We start from the raw sequence: 19,118 nt of genomic DNA on the forward strand, positions 1-19,118 counted from the left end.
ATTCTCAACCAATTTATGCTTATTTTTGAAGAAAGGCTCAGATTATAAAATCCAAGCCCTCACTTTTTAACTTACACACTTTATGGGAGAGTGTCAAAAATAATCACGAAAAACTAATAACACATTCTCTATATTTTAACCACCGATCTCTCGGTGGTTTTTATTTAGAAAACTCCCCGTCTGAGATTATTAATCAGAGCACCAAGATTCAGAACCAAGGTATATCGTATCCTGTAACCATAGTCTTTGAATGTGGGCTCAAATCCTAAATTGGACGCTACAGGAAAATAGATTTCCAAAAAATCCGGCACCACTTTTACCTTTACGCCGGAATCCCAAATGAATTCGGTACTTCTGCTCTTATTTTTATAAATCCCCGCATCAGCATACAGGTTGAACCATTTCCAAAGATGAGAATCAACATTAATACTGGTGATGAATTGATTAACTGAAGTATTGAACATCGATTTGAAACCGCCCTCTGCCAGAATAAACTGCTGAGATAGGATTCCCGAAGTGGCACTCTGTCCCAATAATCCATAAGAAAAAGAATAGTTGGAAACACGCGATATTCCATAATTAAACAAAGCATTCTTCGTGTCATTTGTCAAAAAATACCCGGCAAACCAGCGGAAACTGATTTTTTTGTCCTTCGCATATTCCCAGCGGTAAAACGCTTCGACAGAAATTTTCTGAAAATCTTCCATCCATTGCAAATTGCCCGAGATGTATTTTTCGTGAATCAATCGGTTATCAGAATAAGAATAACCAAGATTCCAAAGATTATATTTGGAATACAAATTATTCTCAATCATCAATGGTGTCAATTCCCGCTCATAATAATTATATGAGAAATATAAACTTCTTCCAATGGCACTTCTCGGATTTTTGTTGAAATTAAGTGCTGTTGCTGCTCCAAATCTTTTATAAGCTAAATTTGTATTATAATGAAAATAGGACCCTGAAACCGCAAAATTCCAGCTCCTGAAAAAACTGTTAGGTGGAAGAATCGAATAGCCAAGTGCACCCGAACCCGTCAATTTCCCTGTTCCTGTACTGTAATAAGGTGTGAACGAATAATCAAATTTTTGATCATAAATCCCCTGATTCTTAAAATTGAGACCGACCAAGATCTTATCATAAGCATTGAAGGTTAATCTCGGTGTCAAGAAAATTTCATTGTATTCAGGGTTCTGAATATCTTTGATCAGCTTGAATTTTATTTTTTTTGTATTGGAAAATAAGCCTTTCGTATAGATATAATTGTCTCTGTAATTGGATTCAGGAAAAACGTAATTATCATTTAAAACAATTTTTGCCACATTTTCCTTTGGAATCAGAATCGAGTCTTTTGCTTTGGAGCTGCCATCTTTCCAATAAGTTGTTTTCTCATCATTCTTATTTTCCGATTCAATTTTTACAGGGATATTGGAAGCATTTTTATTTTTGATGTTTACCTGATAATGATCGTTTTGTACTTTAATATTTTTCAAATTAAAATTAATCCTGTGCTTCTCATCCATCATAGGACTCAGAAAGACTGATTTTCCTGAAGTGAATTTTTCCAGGCTAATGAGGAAATCCTTACCTGTTGTTTTGGTTTTATAATTAGACGAAAGATAGTTTTTCAGAAAAAAATCAAATGAATCCGAACCTTGGTATTCCGAAATATAATTCAAAAGACTTCCCATCTCAAACTGACTGATTGCAGTTGTATTAAAATTGCTTAATAAGTAATAAGGCGTGGTGATTTTCTGATCAAGATTTTGCGTATAGATATAATGATAAGCCAATCCGTAACGCTCGGAAAGTTTCAGCTTGGAGGCGTGAAATAATTTCAAAGGCTTGATTCCGAAGATCTTCGCATTGTCAGGTAGATTCCCAAGAAGTTTATGGTTAGGGTAGAAATTTTTCAGATATTGGATTTCGAGGTAGGATTTCAAGCCGTTTTTCAGCCAGTGTTCTTCCGTTTTATTAGTAATGAAATATTCGTCCATTATTTTCTTTGAGACCGCACTGAAGTAATCTAGATCCGTCTTTTCATAATCCGTAAACATCTGATATTTGAATTTCCAGAATTTGATATCATCAATGCCAATGAACTCTTCCTTATTCAGGAATTTTTGAGTGATGAACAATTTGTCAGGCAGATTTCCAACTCTTGCCTTTATGAATTTGAGATGCGTTGGCAAAAGAAAACCTAAAACCTGTCTTTGATATTCAGTGATCTGATAACCTAGTTGGATATTGATTTTCTGACTGTCGATATCTAATAAAAATTCGGGATAAATCTCTCTGGAAAATTGAAATTCCGGGTCATTGATCGAAGTTCCTTCAAATTTGGAATCTGATTTTTGATTAAGGTTAGAATAAACTTTCCAACTGTTTGAAATCTCGAAATTCACACTCCAAAATGAGCCAGCGTTGGCAGTTTCTTCCGTATCCCGATATGAAACGTTACTTTGATTTTCATTTTCATAAGTTTCCGGGACCAGGAAAAAATATTTTAAAAGAATATGATTTGCGTCCACACCATAACCGGTAAAACGGGCATCTGGCAACTGAATTTGATATTTCAGATTAAGTCTAATACTTTTGCCGGATTCCAAAGGTTCCGAAAGCGGAATGAAGATGTTTTCCTGAGTTTTATTAAGGATTTCTGACGATGTGTTTCCATAAGAATATTGAAGGCTTTCCAGCTTCCCCAGTTGATTTTCCTTAGCAAAGTACAAATCCTTTTTCCGGTCTTCAATTTTTCTTTTGAGAAGTGGCGTTTTGCGTTTCTGATAAGCCGAAACCCAATTCAGCAGCTTGATTTGACTGATGGATTTCTGATGCGGATTGTGATAGATCAAAGTTTGCTCTACAGAAATTGATTTTTGGTCTTCATTCAGTTTTACATTCAACAAAATGCTGTCCTGCTGAGCCTTTGCCCAGAAAAAAGGAAGAAATAAGACCAAACATAAAAGGAATCGCTTCATCAAAAAATATCAGTAACTAAAACTACTACTTTTTTCTGATGAAGCGAGAAGTTATATTGTTAAAATTACAAAGAATCCTGATAAGCTTTCCAGCCTTCGTTTTTGTAACGCAAAGCTTCTTGCTCCGGCTCATCGGCTTTATAAATGCCGCGTCCCACAATGATGAAATCTGTTCCGTAATTTTTAATCACGTGTTCCGGCGAATTGTATTGTTGTCCTTTATCATCACCACTTGTCGCTAAATTAACGCCTGGTGTGAATAATAAAAGCTGGTCAGAAACTTGATTTTGTGCTACACAGCCGATTATACTTGGGTGATTTTCGATGATTTTCAAAGCTTCTTCACGATAATGAGCATCGGTTAAAGTGCCTTGGGAAGACATTCCTAAAATCGCTACAACACCAACATTCATAAAGCAATCTAAGCTTTTGCTTCCACCAATGACGTGGGAGGTTACCAAATCTGCCCAGTTGGAAATCTTGTAAGTTCCGTAAGAAAACTGCAGTTCTTGGGTGTTCCCGATGTCAGCAAATTTCCGGTCTTCCATCAAAAGGAAATTATGTTTCGTTGCTAAATCTTTGAGCGGAAGAATGGTTTCATCAGCATCAAAATCGTTCAGAATATCAATATGTGTTTTAAGAGCCACAATATGAGGACCGACAATATCAGCAAAATCTAATAATTCTTTTGTTGTGATAAAGTCTGCTGATGCAATCAGGTTTGACCTTTTTTCAATGGCGATTTCAAGTATTTTCTTTGCGAAAGAATGTTCAGCAACTTCTAATTTTTGCTCGTATGACAAACGTTTTTTCTCTTCAAAAACCACTTGATTTCCATTTACAAAATCTTGAATTCTTGCAACTTCTTCGTCATCAATGTAATTAACTTCTCTAAGGATTTCCACAACCTCAGAAATATTGAAAAGCGAATGAACTTTGTAACCTTTGGCTTCCAATTTTTCTTTTCCGCCTTGTTCTCTATCTAGAACCACAACGATGTCTGAAACTTTGATACCTTCATTTTCAACTTCTTCAATGGTTTCAACCAAGGATTTTCCTGATGTGATGACATCTTCCACCAATAGACAGTTCTGTCCTTTTTCGTAAATCCCTTCAATCAGTTTTTTGGTTCCGTAAGCTTTGGCTTCTTTTCTTTTGATGATCAACGGAAGATAACTTTCCAGAGACATTGCTGTTGCCATTGGAAGCGCCGCGTAAGGAACGCCGCAGATGATATCAAAATTATCCAAAGGAAGCATTTCCAAAAGATAATTGGCTAGTTTTTTTAGGATTTTTGGGTCAGAAGCGAGAGGTCGCAAATCCACATAAAATGGACTTTCTATTCCGCTTTTCAGTGTAAAACGCCCAAACTTGATGATCCCGAGTTTGTAACACTCGAGGAAGAATTCTTTTTTACTTTCCATTGACTTTCTTTAGATTTCGACAAATTTAAGGCTAATTTTTATTAACCACAAAAGCCACAAAAGTTTGAAAATCAAAAACACAATTTTGTCATTCCGTAGGAATCTCTACAGAGTTTGCTTAGATTCTACGGAAACTAAATGCTCAAAATATTTCATTGAATTTTTCACCACTTTCTTTTGTGACTTTTGTGGTTTATTCCTCTTTCCACTTCGGATTCGCGGCAAAAATCCTTTCATTGATTTTGCAATCGTCGGAATGCGCACCTTTCAGAAAACCAATACTCATCAGAAACTCACCGACGATTTCGCCGCCTGTGAATCTAAAGGTTTTTTTGAACAGTTTTACCCATTCTTCCTTTGTTTTCGGATGATGATGCTCCAGCCATTTTTCAAAAGAACCAAATTCCTTTTTCAGTTCCAAAATGGTTTTAGCATTTTCTATGGCGGCATTGACTTTTAGTTTATTTCGGATAATTCCTGGGTCTGATAGTAATCTTTCTCGGTCTTTTTCTGTATAAGCAGCTATTTTTTCAATACTGAAATTGCTGTAGGCTTTTCGGAAAGAATCTTCCTTTTTGAGAATCGTTTCCCAACTCAATCCAGCCTGATTGATTTCCATTATGAGTCTTCCAAACAATTCATCATCATTGTGAATCGGAAAACCATAATGATTATCGTGGTAGTTTTTGTGCAACGCTTTCCGGTCTTCGGGCTGCATTGTTTCTATGGCTTGGCAGTATGACATCTTATATTTTTAAAATTGAATGTAAAGGTAATTTTTTTTACCGGTTATTAAAATTTCCCTAAAATAGGAAAACGGACGAGTTAAGTAGACAGTCAGAGGTCTTGAGTAAGTATTCAGAAGAGTTGAGTAGGCAGTCAGAGGTCTTGAGTAAGTATTCAGAAGAGTTAAGTAGACTGTCAGAGAAATTGAATAGACAGTCAAAGATGTTGAGTACACAATCAAGGGTCTTAAGTAGACTGTCAAATGTCTTAAGTAGATTATCAAAGAGATTGAGAAGACAGTCAAAGATTAAAATTTAACAATGATAACGGGTTTGAAATATTGTTCAATCAACTGTGAATATGATTAAGGATTAGAATTAACAATTTCATATCTTCGTGCAAAGCTTTTTTACAATGTATAAATCAATATCTTTTTTCTTTTTACTTACCTCTTTTGCCTTTGTTAATGCTCAGATTGAGGAAAAAAAACTCGACGAACTGATTCAGAACTCACTTAAAACCTTTGATGTTCCTGGGATGTCTGTTGGCATTGTGAAAGACGGAAAACTTATATATGCGAAAGGTTTCGGTGTTCGCTCACTTAAAAATAATCAGCCGATGGATGACAATACGTTGGTAGGAATTGCTTCTAATAGTAAAGGTTTTACCTGTACTGCTTTGGCGATTTTGGCTGATGAAGGCAAAATCAACTGGGACGATAAAGTGACAAAATATATCCCTGAGTTCCAAATGGCAGATGCTTACGTTTCTCAAAATGTGACCATCAAGGATTTGGTGACACACAGAGCTGGATTAGGATTGGGACAAGGTGATCTAATGTTTTTCCCAGAAGGTGGAAATCTGACTGTGAATGATATTGTTCACAATGTTCGTTACTTGAAACCAGAAAATCCTTTCAGAACGACTTTGGATTATAACAATATTATGTTTATCGTGGCTGGCGAGGTGATTCACAGAGTTTCCGGTTTGCAATGGGCGGACTTTATTGAGCAAAGAATTATGAAACCTGTCGGGATGACGGCGAGTTTCGGGTCTTATAATAGAGCAAAAAATTCACAAAATATCATCGATGCACACGCTCCGGTTGATGGAAAAGCTATTGCTGTTCCGCACGATTGGAATGAAACAGCGAACGCCGCTGGCGGCATTATGAGTAACATCCAGGATATGACAACTTGGGCGAACTTTCTTCTGAATGGATTTGTGACTAAAGACGGAAAACGTTTGGTTTCTGAGAAAAATGCCCACGAATTGTGGAGTCTTCAGATTCCGGATAAAGTTGGGATGACTTCGCCTTATGATACTCATTTTTATGGTTACGGATTGGGCTGGTTTTTGAGCGATGTTAAAGGCCATTTGCAGGTTCAGCATTCCGGAGGTTTGATAGGAACGGTAACCCATTTTACATTGATTCCGGATTTGAAACTGGGAATTGTAGTTTTGACGAATCAACAGTCCGGAGCAGCTTTCTCGACGATTACCAACTCTGTGAAAGATGCTTATCTCGGCGTTGAAAATCGTGATTGGCTAAAACTTTATGGTGACAGAAATAAAAAAAATGAAGAGACTTTCGCAAAACAGAAGAAAGAGGTTTATGATAAAGCTTCAAAATTCAAATCCGATTTGAAAGACGACCAATTTATCGGTTGGTACAAAGATGAATGGTTCGGGATTGTTGAGGTGTCCAAGCAGGGCAAAGGTTACAGAATTATTTCTAAGTCTTCTCCAAGGCTTAAAGGCGATTTAATTCCCTATTCTGCGAATGCTTTTGTTGCAAAATGGGATGACAGAAGTTATGATGCTGATGCGTTTTTTACTTTAAATTTTGATGAAAACGGCAAAGCGGTTTCTGCGAAAATGAAACCGATTTCTGATGTGACGGATTTTAGTTTTGATTTTGAGGATCTGGATTTGAGGAAGATTAATTAGAAATATTTAATGATTCCTCCTAAAAATATAATTGAGTTCCTATTTGGAGTCAAAGTAGATAAAAAAACAGATTGGATTATTAATATTTGTATTTTGATATTAATTATTTCAGCATTTTTAATAATATTATAAAACAATATTTTTGGAACGAGATAAAATCGAAATTTCCAAATAATCCATTAATAATGTTTTTTGAAGAAGGAATCAATCAAATCATTAAATGTGATTGAATCTATTGATATTTCAAAAAGAGACATACAGGAAGTCTGAAGATCTTTTGCATAAAAAAGCCGATTTGAAAATTCAAATCGGCTTTTTTTATTTGTGGAGGTGAAGTTTCATCATAATGTCAGTTTGCTCGTCATTTCCGAGTTTGAAAATATGTTTATCAAACTCTACAAAATTATTTTTCTTGTAGAAACTTATGGCTCTTGCATTTTCTTCCCAAACACCTAACCAAACGTAATCAACGTTTTTGGATTCAGCAATTTCAATAGCTTTGTTGTAAAGGTATTTTGCAACACTTTTTCCGTGAAAATCCTTTATAACGTAGATCCTTTCGATTTCCAGAGCATTTTTATCTTTGATCTCAGTTTGGGAATCACCCGAATTGACCTTAAGATAACCCACAACATTCTTATCAACCAAAGCAAAATAGAACATCGAATTCTCATCTGAAAGTTCTGATTTCAATTGCGAAACAGAAAACTTTTCTTCCAGATATTGATTCATATCTTCCTCGGAATTCCCTTCTGAAAATGTCTCGGCAAAAGTTTGTTTTCCGATGATCTGTAGATCAGCAATGTCTTCTAAGCCGACTTTTTTGATTTGAATATCACTCATATCCAATGATTAAATCTCTTTGAACTGAAGATTTTGTTCTTTTAATAATTTAGCTTCTGCTTCTTTGTAATAACCGTTTGCTAATTTGTTGTAAATCGATTCGAAAGCTGCAAGGGTTTCGTTGATTTCAGCATCAGTGTGAGAAGCGGTTGGAATCAGTCTCAAAAGAATCATTCCTTTTGGAATTACCGGATAAACCACAACAGAGGTGAAAATCCCGTAATCTTCTCTCAATTCTTTAACTAATAAAGTTGCTTCAACTGGTGTTCCCTGGATGAAAACCGGCGTTACACAAGTGTTGGTGTCGCCAAGGTTATATCCGATTTTTTTAAGTCCGCCTTGGAGTTTTTCAACATTTTCCCAAAGCTTAGCTTTGATTTCCGGTCTTGTTCTTAACAGTTCCAATCTCTTCAAACCTCCGATTACCATTGGCATTGTCAGAGATTTAGCAAAAATCTGGGATCTCAGGTTGAATTTCAGATAACGGATAATTTCTTTATCTCCGGCCAAGAAAGCACCGAAACCTGCCATTGATTTCGCAAACGTAGAGAAGTAAACATCGATCTGGTCCTGGCAACCTTGCTCTTCACCAGCTCCTGCACCAGTTTCTCCCAATGTTCCGAATCCGTGCGCATCGTCCACAAGGATTCTGAATTTATATTTGTCTTTAAGTGCGCAGATCTCTTTCAGTTTACCTTGTTGTCCTCTCATTCCGAAAACACCTTCAGTAATTACCAAAATTCCGCCACCTGTTTCTTCAGTGACTTTCTGAGCTCTGATCAAGTTCTTTTCAAAACTTGCAATATCATTGTGTCTGTAAGTAAAACGCTTACCAGCGTGCAATCTGACACCGTCCACGATACAAGCGTGAGAATCTACGTCGTAAACAATTACGTCATTTCTTGAAACCAAAGCATCGATGCAAGACACCATTCCCTGGTAACCAAAATTCAAAAGATAAGCTGAATCTTTCTTAACGAATTCCGCCAATTCTCTTTCCAATTGCAAATGCTGTTCAGTTTCTCCGGACATAGCTCTTGCACCCATCGGATAAAACATTCCAAACTCTGCAGCGGCTTTGGCATCGGCTTCCAAAACTTCGGGATGATTGCACATTCCCAAATAATCATTAGCACTCCAAAATATGACGTCTTTCCCCTGGAACTTCATTCTCGGGCCAATTGGTCCTTCTAATCTTGGGAAAATATAGTATCCTTCGCCATAATCTGCAAATTGTCCTAGTGGACCTGGATTTTGTTTTATTCTTTCAAAAATGTCCATTTTTTCTAACTGATATTTTTATTGATTGAAAAAACCTTTTGTATGACAAAAGGTTATGAATTTTGTGATTAAATTTTATTTGATGATTTCTGTTTTGAAAACTTCATCATAGTTGTGGAAACAATTGTTGATAAAGCCTTGCTCTTCCATCCATTTGTCGCTGTACACTTTGGTAATATAGCGGGAACCGTGGTCTGGATAAATTAATACAACCAAATCATCTTCTTTGAACTCGTGGGAATTCGCATACTGAATCAAAGCCTGAGTGACAGCGCCGGTGGTATAGCCGCCCATAATAGCCTCTTTCAAAGCAATCTCGCGGGTTCTGTAAGCCGACATCTCGTCATTAACCCTAACATATTCATCAATCGTGTCAAATAAAAGAGCGCCTGGAATCAGGTTTTTTCCAAGACCTTCTATCTGATAAGGATGAATTTCTGTTTTATTGATTTTTCCTGTTTCGTGGTAAGTTTTCAGGATAGAGCCATCTGCGTCTACACCAATTACTTTGATATCAGGATTTTGTTCTTTCAGATATTTTGCAGAACCGGAAAGCGTACCGCCGGTACCTGTACAAGCAAAAAGATGCGTGATTTTTCCTTCTGTTTGTTTCCAGATTTCAGGACCTGTAGTCTGGTAATGTGCATCAATATTCAATTCATTGAAATATTGATTGATGTAAACCGAATTAGGAGTTTCCGCAGCAATTCTTTTAGCTACTTCATAGTAAGATCTTGGGTCATCTGCAGGAACTGAAGCCGGGCAAACATAAACTGTTGCGCCAAGTGCCTTTAAATAAGCAATTTTTTCAGCTTTTGTTTTATCACTAACGGCAAGGATGCATTTGTAACCTTTGACGATACAAACCATTGCAATAGAAAAACCGGTGTTTCCGGAAGTAGTTTCTACAATTACAGAATCTGATTTTAGGATACCCTGTTTTTCTGCATTTTCTATAATATGAAGCGCAATTCTATCTTTTGTAGAATGCCCTGGATTATAAGACTCCAACTTAGCGTATACTGTCGCAGGAATGTCCTTAGTAACCTGATTTAACTTGACTAACGGTGAGTTGCCAATCAAACCAAGAATATTATCGTATACATTCGTCATTTTATATCATTTTTTCTCTCAAAAACTGTCTGCAAAAATAAAAAAAAAATTGCAATGTTTTTACTTTTGTGGCGCGAATCTGATTTTAATCAAAATATTTATTCAAAAAATCAGTTGTTTTTCTGCCGTTTTCAGAAAATGTATCAAAATTTAATTTTTGTTAAAAACTTAAATAACTGAATCAAAAACGTTAAATTCGCCGATATTTCATTTTCCGTATGAAGAATTGGACTTTTAAACGATGGAACACTATTCTTGGATGGGTAGTTTTTGTAATTGCATTTATCACTTATTTATCAACCATAGAACCCAACTTCAGTTTCTGGGATTGTGGAGAATACATTTCTTCAGCGGTTAAATTGGAGGTTACCCACGCACCGGGAGCTGCACTTTTCCAATTGGTTGGAGCCGTTGTTGCGTTGTTTGCTTTTGGTGACGGGCAGCATTATTCGTTGGTAATTAATGCGATGTCGGCGTTGTTCAGTGCGTTTACAATCCTCTTTTTATTCTGGACCATTACGCATCTTGTAAGAAGATTACTAAATAGAGAATTCGAAAACATTACAATTGCTGAAGAAATTGCAACCTTGTTTGCAGGAGCAGTTGGTGCTTTGTGTTTTACATTTTCGGATACATTTTGGTTTTCAGCAGTAGAAGGTGAAGTTTATGCGATGGCAAGTATGTTCATTGCATTGATTGTCTGGTTGATTACTAAATGGGAAAATGAATATCTGGAAAAAGATAACGAAAGATGGATTATCCTTTTGTTCTTCGTTATCGGTTTATCTGTAGGGGTGCATATGATGTGTATGCTGGCTTTGCCTGCGGTTTGTCTGATTTATTACACCAGAAATTATAAGTTCACTTGGAAATCCTTCCTTTGGGCAAATGGAATTACTTTAATAATCCTAGCCATTGTCTTCAAAATTATTTTCCCTGTGATAATGACATTGTTCGGAAAATCCGAAATATTCTTTGTGAATGGACTAGGTCTGCCTTTCCACTCAGGGACAGTTTTCGCATTTGTTATTTTGTCAGTTCTTTGTTATTTATTCATCACTTATACAAGAAAAACCGGAAAATCTTTGTATCAGACGATTGCTTTGTCAGTCGTTTATATGATAATTGGATTTTCTTGTTGGCTGGTTATCCCAATCCGGGCAATTGCCAATCCGCCAATGAACCTTAATGACCCGGACAATGCCTTGGGAATGCTGGATTACTATAACCGTGAACAATATGGTGACTGGCCAACGTTGTACGGACAAAATTATACCGCTTATCTAGATCCGAACGGAATTGAGAAAAATGAAGACGGAAGTTACAAAACTGAAAAAACAGGTGATACTTACGAGAAAGATGCTACAACAGGACAATATCGCAAAGTAGGAGAGAAGTTCAATTATGTTTACAGCAAAGAACACGTTGGTTTCTTGCCAAGAATGTTTAGTGAGGATAAATCGGTGATGCCGAATTACATCTCGATGTACGGTGCGCCGGATTTCACTTTCAATTATGGGAATGAGCAAATCTCCGAAAGTCCGGAAGCGAAACAATTCTTTGATGAACTTCGTCAAAAATATGAGAACGGAACCATCAAAATGGATGATTATCTGAAAGCGAAACAATTCGGAATTATCAATGTTCAGAAACCGACTTTAGCACAAAATTTAGACTATTTTATCACATTCCAGAACTACTATTATTTCGGAAGATATTTGCTTTGGAATTTTGCTGGTCGTCAGAACGATGTCGAAGGGCATATGGAAAACACGAATGGAAACTTCATTACAGGTATTCCTTTTATCGATAATAATATTTGGGGCGACCAGAGCGAGATGCCTGCTAAATTCCAGAATGAAAGCACGGTTAAGTTCTTTATGTTGCCTTTGATTTTAGGTTTACTAGGATTCTTCTTCCAATTGAATAGAGATTTTGGAAGATTCTACGCGATATTATCTTTATTCATTTTAACAAGTGTTGGGATTGTATTCTATACCGGGATGAAGCCATTTGAACCTCGTGAAAGAGATTATGCGATGGTCGGTTCCTTCTACGCATTTGCGATTTGGATTGGATTAGGTGTTGCAGCAATCTATTGGTTGCTTCAGAAAAAAGTAAAAAGCAAATCAGCTCAGATTATTGTGGGTGTCGTTTTATTGGGAATTCCTTTTATGATGGGCTTCCAGAACTATAATGTTCACGACAGAAGCGGACGTTATACAGCTTACGATTACGCTTATTCAAGTTTGAAATCACTGCCAAAAGACGGAATAATGTTCGTTTATGGCGATAATGATACCTATCCGGTTTGGGCCATTCAGGAAACTGAGGAATTCCGTCCGGATGTAAAAGTGGTGAATTTTACATTGTTGTCAACACCTTGGAACATTGACCAGGTTAAGAGAAGAACTTACAACTCAATGCCTGTTCCGTCAACTCTGGAACACGAAGATTACCGTGAGGGTTCCAACGACCAGGTTTATATGATGACGAAGGACGATTGGTCTAATATTTTTGCGAATTTAAAAGATCAAGGTGCACCAGATACAGAATTTGCAGCCTTCAGAAAATATCTGACTCAGGATTCTATCACAATGAAAGAAGCGGTTAACTTCCTGAAAATGAAATCGCCTGAAAAAGATGAAATTGTTAAAATGATTTTCGGAGAAGAGCGTTATCAGAAATTTAACTTCCTTCCGGTTTCCAAATTTGTACTTCCGGTCAATGTCAATAATGCCGTTAAATCAAGAATCATCACGGCAGCGGAAGCTCAAAAAGCAGAAAAGCAAATCGTCATCGATTATAAAGGTTCTAGTATGTTCAAAAATAATATGATGATGCTGGATATCCTGGCCAACTTTGATTGGAAACGCCCAATCAACTTCTCAAGCGGTGGGATTTACGACGGAAGCAATCTATTCTTCTTGTCCAATTATCTTAAGTTTGATGGATTCAGCTACAGATTGGTTCCAATCAAAACCGAAGAGTCTCCGGATGGCGAGTTAGGAATGGTGAATGCGGACGAGCTTTACAACATTGTGAAAAATTACAGATGGGGTAATTTCAAAGATTTGAAAGTCCATTTTGACGAGACTTGTACGCAGAATATCATCGGTTACAGATCATCGGCAAGTAGAGCGGCTGAGGCTCTGGTTCTGAAAGGCGAGAAGCAAAAGGCGATTGAAGTTCTGGATTTAGCAAGCAGAGAAATCCCGGTCTCCAAATATAATGATCCAAGGTCTTTGAGTTCTATTGTTTACGCTTATATCGTTGCCGGACAAGAGCAAAAAGGACTGAAACTGGCAGAAGACCTCAAAAAAGGAATCTTCGAAGAGTATGATTATTACACCAGATTATCTCCGAAATTCCAGGTTTACGCGGCAAGGCAAATGAAGGTGAAACCAATGGAATATTCTCTCGTGGTTGGCGCAGTTTCCGATGCTTACAACAAAATCGGACAGAAGGAAAAAGGTTACGAATATCTTGTCAACTCTCTGAATGTTATTGATAAGAGATTCAATACATTTATCAAAGATTTGCAGGAGATGGGCAAAGAAAAGGCCTTCAAAAAAGCCGATGATGTTCAGAAAGTGACATCGTTCTACTCGTATCTGTTTGATATTATGAAAGATTACGATACAACTTACGAAGCTGAAAAGATGGATAACATCACAAAACAATTGATGAAAGTCACACAGTAGAAAGTTATCTACTGAAACTATATCAACCCTTTCAGAGTTAGAACTCTGAAAGGGTTTTTTGTTTTAAATATTATCATTCAGTCAAAGTTTTAAAGTGTAATTTTGCTATCAACTATCAACTATCAACTATCAACTATCACTATCAACTATGAACAACTTTTGTGCTTTCCTCCGTGGCGTGAATGTTAAAGGAACCAATATGAAAATGGCAGATGTTTGCAAAGTCTTTACTGATGCAGGTGTCCAAAACGTATCTTCGGTTTTGGCGAGTGGGAATATTCTGTTTCAATCCGATAAAGATTCTGTGGAATTAAAGAAGATTTTGGAAAAAGCAATGTCAGATCATTTCAATTACGAAGCTTTTCTTTTCATCAAAAATGAAAAAGAAGTTATTGAAATTTTAAAAAATGACCCATTTCCAACAATCGAGAATTTTCATAATTACGTTTTCCTCGGTTCAAAAAAAGTAGAAGAAACATTGTTGGAAGAATTTGAGAAATCAAGCAAAGCAGAAGGAGAGAAAGGTAAAATCATCAATAATATATTCTATTGGCAAGTTCCAAAAGGACAAACTTTAGATTCCAATTTCGGGAAAGTGCTTGGTAAGAAAAGTCTGAAAGATAAAATGACGAGCAGGAATGTGAATACTTTTGAAAAAATAATAAAGAAATTTGATGTATAATCCTGAAATTAAAAATTTCGTAAAATCAGCTTTTGAAGAAATTAAAAAAGCTAGATCAGTTAATTGTCTTCAAAAGATATTAGATGATTTTGAATTTCAGAAAAATAAGATTTCAGTCGAAACATATCCTAAAATTAGGTTTAAAATTTCGGCCCAAGAAATTCAGCAATTAGTAGCTGCTAATATTTTAGATCAAAATTATCAATTTAATAGCGAAGTTTCATTCGAAGAATCACATGTTGTAACTAAGCTATTATATGCATTAGCTTGGAAAAATGGTGATTTGAAAAAAATAAATCATATAATAAAGGGGATTTTATCTACTGAGGATGAAGAACTTCAAGTTACTGAATCTTTAGTTTTTCATCAGTTTGGTAGACATCTTACAAAAAAGTCTAATGAACCAATAATTGATCAGCATGTTATAAGAGCTTTTTGTGTTTACAAAAATTATGAAAAAATTAAAATTATTGAAAAAGGGCATATAAAATATATTAATGAATATAAAAACTGGTTAGTTTCCGAAGAAATAAGTCCAGAACTAAAATCTGAAAATGATTATGTTTATTTTATCGATCAAATATTATTTGCAGTAGGAAAAACGGTTAAAAGTATGAACAAGTAATTATACTCATTAATCCGTATATTTGTATTCGATTTTCAGACATAAAACAATCTGAACTTTATAATTTAAAATCAAAAAAATGATACAATATTTAGATAAGATTCATCACAAAGATTCCAAGAACTTTTTCCTGATTGCAGGACCTTGCGCAATCGAAGATGAAACAATGGCTTTGCAGATTGCAGAACATATCGTGAAGCTTTCCGACAAATACAATATTCCTTATATTTTCAAAGGATCTTTCAGAAAGGCAAATAGAAGCCGTGTAGATTCTTTCACAGGAATCGGCGACGAGAAAGCTTTGAAGATTCTTAAAAAAGTGGGAGAAACTTTTAATATTCCTACGACAACAGATATTCACGAGAATGGGCACGCCGCTTTGGCTGCAGAATATGTGGATGTTTTGCAAATTCCGGCTTTTTTAGTTAGACAAACCGATTTGTTGATTGCAGCAGCAGAAACTGGGAAAGCAGTGACGCTTAAAAAAGGACAGTTTCTTTCACCAGAAGCAATGAAATTTGCTGTTCAGAAAGTGAAAGATTCCGGAAATGATAAAACAGCAATTATCGAAAGAGGAAATACTTTTGGCTACAGTGATTTGGTTGTAGATTTCCGTGGAATACCGACAATGAGGGAATATTCTCCGGTGATTTTGGATGTAACGCACTCTCTTCAACAACCGAATCAAAATTCTGGCGTGACAGGCGGAAGACCAGAGTTGATAGAAACGATTGCCAAAGCTGGAATTGCAGTGGGTGCAGACGGATTGTTCATTGAAACTCATCCAGACCCATCTGTAGCGAAATCTGACGGTGCAAATATGTTGAAATTAGATTTGCTTGATGACTTGCTTGGGAAACTGACAAGAATCAGAGAAGCGATATTATAAAATTAAAGTCCGGAATTGCCGGACTTTTTTGTTAATTTCAGTTTTTCATATAAGATTTATAAATATTCTTTCGTTCTTTGTATTAATTGCTATTTTTGTTCACTCAAGAATGCGTTAAAAATAAATTCAGATAAAAAACTACAACATTGAAAAATTATATTCTTTTAATTCTTTTCTTTTTGCCCGTTTTGGCATTTTCTCAAATCAATTTAAAAGTTCTCGATGAAGACGGTAAAGCAGTTTCCGAAGCTGAGGTTACCTATAATGACCAGACTTATCAGACCGATAAAAACGGTTTTGTAAGAATTCCGCTTTCTGATTCTGAAAAAGAACTGAAAGTGCAAAAAGAAAACTTCAAAGGTTTTTCTAAAACCATCAAAACATCACCAAAATCTCAAACTGTTAATGTTCTTTTCTTACCAGTGGCTAATGCTACAGAGATTCAGGAAGTTGTTTTCCAGAAAAAAGGAATCCGTAAAACCAATGATTTGACTTCGGTTGAGATATCTGTGAAAGAAGCGAGAGAAGTGGCTTCTTTAGGAGGTGGCGTGGAAGGCCTTTTGAAAAGTTTACCATCGGTCAATTCCAATTCCGAGTTATCTTCCCAGATTATGGTAAGAGGTGGAAATTATGATGAGAACTTAATTTACATTAATGATGTTGAGCTTTATCGTCCGTTTTTGACTCGTAACTCTTTGCAGGAAGGGATGAGTATCATCAATCCAGATATGGTAGGGATGATCAACTTTTCTGCGGGTGGATTTGAACCGAGATATGGTGATAAAATGTCTTCTGCGCTTAATATTTATTACAGACAACCTGAGAAATTCGAACTCTCCGGAGAAGCAAGTTTGATTGGCGGACGTTTAACAACAGGTTTTGCATCAAAAGATAAAAAATTTACAGGATTAGTTTCTGCACGTTATAGAAATACCAACCTTGTTCTTAATACTCTGAATGAAGATACAGATTTCAATCCACGATATATGGATTTACAGACCTATCTTAATTATCAGTTCAATGAAAAGTGGTCTCTGTCTTTCTTAGGTTACTATGCAAAGAACGATTATCAGATGGTTCCAAAGCAGAAAGAAGTAGATTTTGGTAGTCTTTTACAACCTCTAAAACTGACTGTTTTCTACAACGGGCAAGAAGATGATCAGTACAAGAATATGATGGGAACGGTAAGCGTTAACTTCAAACCAAGTAAGAAATGGCAGTTCAGTTTAGATAATTTTGCTTACCAAAACAGAGAAAGAGAATACTATTCTTTGGCTTCGGGTTATATCTTGGAAGCATTTGACGAGGAGGGAAATCCTGTTGCAGGTTATGATGCGGGTGGACAAATTGATCACGCCAGAAATGACTTATTAGTAAGAGTTGTTGGATCTCAATTCAGAACCAAATTCTCCCCGGATGTCAATACAGATATCGAAGTAGGCGCAAAATTCGAAAGAGAAACGATTAAGGATTTCACCAATGAGTGGCAGTTTGTAGATTCTATCGGTTACAGCAATCCTAGAGATTTTGTCATTCCTGGAAATCTTGATACTTCTGATCTTAATCTTAAATATTACATCGCAGGACAAAACAATATTACACCGACAAGAATTTCTGCTTATGCTCAATTCTCTAAAAAATTCTATTGGGGAAGCAACAGAATCTTTGTTAATGGTGGAGCGAGAGTTCAGAACTGGAGTTATAATAAAGAAACCTTGTTTAGTCCAAGAGCACAATTTGCCATCAAACCTAACTGGGATATGGATATGTTGTTCCGAGTTTCCGGAGGTGTTTACTATCAGGCACCTTTCTATAAGGAGATTAAGGATCTGACAGGCAGTTTCAATTCTGATATCAAAGCTCAGAAATCTTATCAGATCATCATTGCCAACGATTACGAATTCAAGATTGGAAATAATGATAACAGAAAGCCTTTCAAATTGACAACGGAAGCTTACTACAAGAAAATGGAAAATTTAATTCCGTATTATTTGGATAATGTAAGAGTAAGATATTCTGGTAAAAATAATGCGGAAGGTTATGCTTATGGTTTAGACGCAAGGTTATTCGGACAATTTGTTCCGGGAGTTGATTCTTGGATTTCTGCAAGTTACGCGAGAGTTTATGAAAATATTGATGGAAACGGATATATTCCTAGACCTACAGATCAGCGTTTCCGTTTTTCTATGTTCTACCAGGATTATATGCCGAAGTTTCCAAGTATGAGAGTTAATTTAACGTTGACCTTCGCCAGCGGAATTAATTCTGGAACGCCGGTTTTATTTGATGCAGCAGGCTTGCCGGATTATTTGGCAGCTTACCGTTACCAGAAAACTTTACCTTCTTACAAAAGAGTTGACATTGGTCTGACGAAAGTCTTTATTGACCAAAAGGACAACAAGGCAAGCGGTAATTTCTGGGGCAAATTCAAAGAACTGACTTTAGGCGTTCAGATTTTCAATGCATTTAATATTAATAATACGATTGCCAACCAATGGATCAGTGATGTTAATTCTTCACCACAATTGTATTATCCAGTGCCGGTTAGATTGACAGGAAGGTTCTTCAATGTCAAATTGGAATTCAAATTGTAGTACAGTTGAGAAATAAAGTAATGAAACAGTCACAAAACCTCACCGAATTATCGAATGAAGAATTACAAAGGTCATTCAAGCAAGCAAGGATGGTTTTAAAAATCTTTTTCAGTATTTTTATTCTGCTTCTTGTGACTTGTCTCTATATAACGGTTACGAAGGGATTTGGCGTTTTTACAATTTTGCCATTGACCTTTATTCCATTGATTATTGCCAATATTTTCAGCTACGGAAAAGTAAAAGAAGAAATGAAGAACAGAAATCTGCTCAGTTGATTTTCCTTCAAATAAATAAAAAGCTTCCAAA

At 36.1% G+C, this 19,118-nt stretch carries 13 protein-coding genes; 7 read left to right on the forward strand and 6 right to left on the reverse strand.

All coding sequences use genetic code 11. The features are described 5' to 3' along the window. Window positions 1-164: 164 nt before the first annotated feature. The 3 genes from BXY58_RS14440 to BXY58_RS14450 all read right to left on the reverse strand — a co-directional run bounded on the left by BXY58_RS14440 (window position 165) and on the right by BXY58_RS14450 (window position 5,150). Entirely contained in the window at window positions 165-2,981 is a 2,817-nt protein-coding gene (locus BXY58_RS14440; RefSeq protein ID WP_120214582.1) for an aminopeptidase, read from the reverse strand. A 65-nt stretch (window positions 2,982-3,046) separates the two neighbouring features. Further along, a complete protein-coding gene (pyrF, locus tag BXY58_RS14445) occupies window positions 3,047-4,405 on the reverse strand; it encodes an orotidine-5'-phosphate decarboxylase (RefSeq protein WP_120214583.1) in 1,359 nt (452 codons plus the stop codon). A gap of 193 nt (window positions 4,406-4,598) precedes the next feature. Then, on the reverse strand, window positions 4,599-5,150 hold the full coding sequence (locus BXY58_RS14450; RefSeq protein ID WP_120214584.1) for a DNA-3-methyladenine glycosylase I: 552 nt from the start codon (window positions 5,148-5,150) through the stop codon (window positions 4,599-4,601). Between the two features lie 395 nt (window positions 5,151-5,545). On the opposite strand from BXY58_RS14450, the gene BXY58_RS14455 reads away from it, so the two are divergent. Continuing rightward, entirely contained in the window at window positions 5,546-7,081 is a 1,536-nt protein-coding gene (locus BXY58_RS14455; protein WP_120214585.1) for a serine hydrolase, read from the forward strand. Between the two features lie 318 nt (window positions 7,082-7,399). On the opposite strand, the gene BXY58_RS14460 is transcribed toward BXY58_RS14455, so the two are convergent. From BXY58_RS14460 to BXY58_RS14470, 3 genes are all read right to left on the reverse strand, one after another. Then, window positions 7,400-7,924, reverse strand: coding sequence for a GNAT family N-acetyltransferase (locus BXY58_RS14460; RefSeq protein ID WP_120214586.1), 525 nt, complete (start codon window positions 7,922-7,924; stop codon window positions 7,400-7,402). A gap of 9 nt (window positions 7,925-7,933) precedes the next feature. After that, window positions 7,934-9,205 carry an aminotransferase class I/II-fold pyridoxal phosphate-dependent enzyme gene (locus BXY58_RS14465; protein WP_120214587.1) on the reverse strand — a complete coding sequence of 424 codons (1,272 nt, stop codon included), beginning with the start codon at window positions 9,203-9,205 and terminating at the stop codon, window positions 7,934-7,936. A 75-nt stretch (window positions 9,206-9,280) separates the two neighbouring features. After that, window positions 9,281-10,318 (reverse strand): PLP-dependent cysteine synthase family protein, encoded by a 1,038-nt coding sequence (locus tag BXY58_RS14470; RefSeq protein ID WP_120214588.1) that lies wholly within the window; start codon window positions 10,316-10,318, stop codon window positions 9,281-9,283. Window positions 10,319-10,536: 218 nt separating this feature from the next. On the opposite strand from BXY58_RS14470, the gene BXY58_RS14475 reads away from it, so the two are divergent. The 6 genes from BXY58_RS14475 (at window position 10,537) to BXY58_RS16875 (ending at window position 19,087) form a co-directional block, all read left to right on the forward strand. Continuing rightward, window positions 10,537-14,022 carry a glycosyltransferase family 117 protein gene (locus BXY58_RS14475; protein ID WP_120214589.1) on the forward strand — a complete coding sequence of 1,162 codons (3,486 nt, stop codon included), beginning with the start codon at window positions 10,537-10,539 and terminating at the stop codon, window positions 14,020-14,022. 148 nt (window positions 14,023-14,170) lie between these two features. After that, window positions 14,171-14,704, forward strand: coding sequence for a DUF1697 domain-containing protein (locus tag BXY58_RS14480; protein WP_120214590.1), 534 nt, complete (start codon window positions 14,171-14,173; stop codon window positions 14,702-14,704). Further along, the gene (locus BXY58_RS14485) at window positions 14,697-15,329 is read left to right on the forward strand and encodes a hypothetical protein (RefSeq protein ID WP_120214591.1); all 633 of its coding nucleotides are present in this window, start codon (window positions 14,697-14,699) and stop codon (window positions 15,327-15,329) included. Before BXY58_RS14480 ends, BXY58_RS14485 begins: the two co-directional genes overlap by 8 nt. 79 nt (window positions 15,330-15,408) lie before the next feature. Next, window positions 15,409-16,218, forward strand: coding sequence for a 3-deoxy-8-phosphooctulonate synthase (gene kdsA, locus BXY58_RS14490; RefSeq protein WP_120214592.1), 810 nt, complete (start codon window positions 15,409-15,411; stop codon window positions 16,216-16,218). Window positions 16,219-16,640: 422 nt separating this feature from the next. Then, on the forward strand, window positions 16,641-18,812 hold the full coding sequence (locus BXY58_RS14495; RefSeq protein WP_229728398.1) for a TonB-dependent receptor plug domain-containing protein: 2,172 nt from the start codon (window positions 16,641-16,643) through the stop codon (window positions 18,810-18,812). Window positions 18,813-18,832: 20 nt separating this feature from the next. Further along, complete coding sequence (locus BXY58_RS16875; protein WP_147366853.1) at window positions 18,833-19,087, forward strand: hypothetical protein; 255 nt, start codon at window positions 18,833-18,835, stop codon at window positions 19,085-19,087. The last annotated feature ends 31 nt before the right edge of the window (window positions 19,088-19,118 follow it).

The sequence above is a fragment of the Epilithonimonas arachidiradicis genome (genome assembly GCF_003610695.1).
In the GTDB taxonomy this organism is placed as follows: domain Bacteria; phylum Bacteroidota; class Bacteroidia; order Flavobacteriales; family Weeksellaceae; genus Epilithonimonas; species Epilithonimonas arachidiradicis.

Bases quoted from the DNA above. Each gene is read 5' to 3' on its own strand.
- BXY58_RS14440 (WP_120214582.1), bottom strand. From the start codon at position 2,981: ATGAAGCGATTCCTTTTATGTTTGGTCTTATTTCTTCCTTTTTTCTGG.
- pyrF (WP_120214583.1), bottom strand. From the start codon at position 4,405: ATGGAAAGTAAAAAAGAATTCTTCCTCGAGTGTTACAAACTCGGGATC.
- BXY58_RS14450 (WP_120214584.1), bottom strand. From the start codon at position 5,150: ATGTCATACTGCCAAGCCATAGAAACAATGCAGCCCGAAGACCGGAAA.
- BXY58_RS14455 (WP_120214585.1), top strand. From the start codon at position 5,546: ATGTATAAATCAATATCTTTTTTCTTTTTACTTACCTCTTTTGCCTTT.
- BXY58_RS14460 (WP_120214586.1), bottom strand. From the start codon at position 7,924: ATGAGTGATATTCAAATCAAAAAAGTCGGCTTAGAAGACATTGCTGAT.
- BXY58_RS14465 (WP_120214587.1), bottom strand. From the start codon at position 9,205: ATGGACATTTTTGAAAGAATAAAACAAAATCCAGGTCCACTAGGACAA.
- BXY58_RS14470 (WP_120214588.1), bottom strand. From the start codon at position 10,318: ATGACGAATGTATACGATAATATTCTTGGTTTGATTGGCAACTCACCG.
- BXY58_RS14475 (WP_120214589.1), top strand. From the start codon at position 10,537: ATGAAGAATTGGACTTTTAAACGATGGAACACTATTCTTGGATGGGTA.
- BXY58_RS14480 (WP_120214590.1), top strand. From the start codon at position 14,171: ATGAACAACTTTTGTGCTTTCCTCCGTGGCGTGAATGTTAAAGGAACC.
- BXY58_RS14485 (WP_120214591.1), top strand. From the start codon at position 14,697: ATGTATAATCCTGAAATTAAAAATTTCGTAAAATCAGCTTTTGAAGAA.
- kdsA (WP_120214592.1), top strand. From the start codon at position 15,409: ATGATACAATATTTAGATAAGATTCATCACAAAGATTCCAAGAACTTT.
- BXY58_RS16875 (WP_147366853.1), top strand. From the start codon at position 18,833: ATGAAACAGTCACAAAACCTCACCGAATTATCGAATGAAGAATTACAA.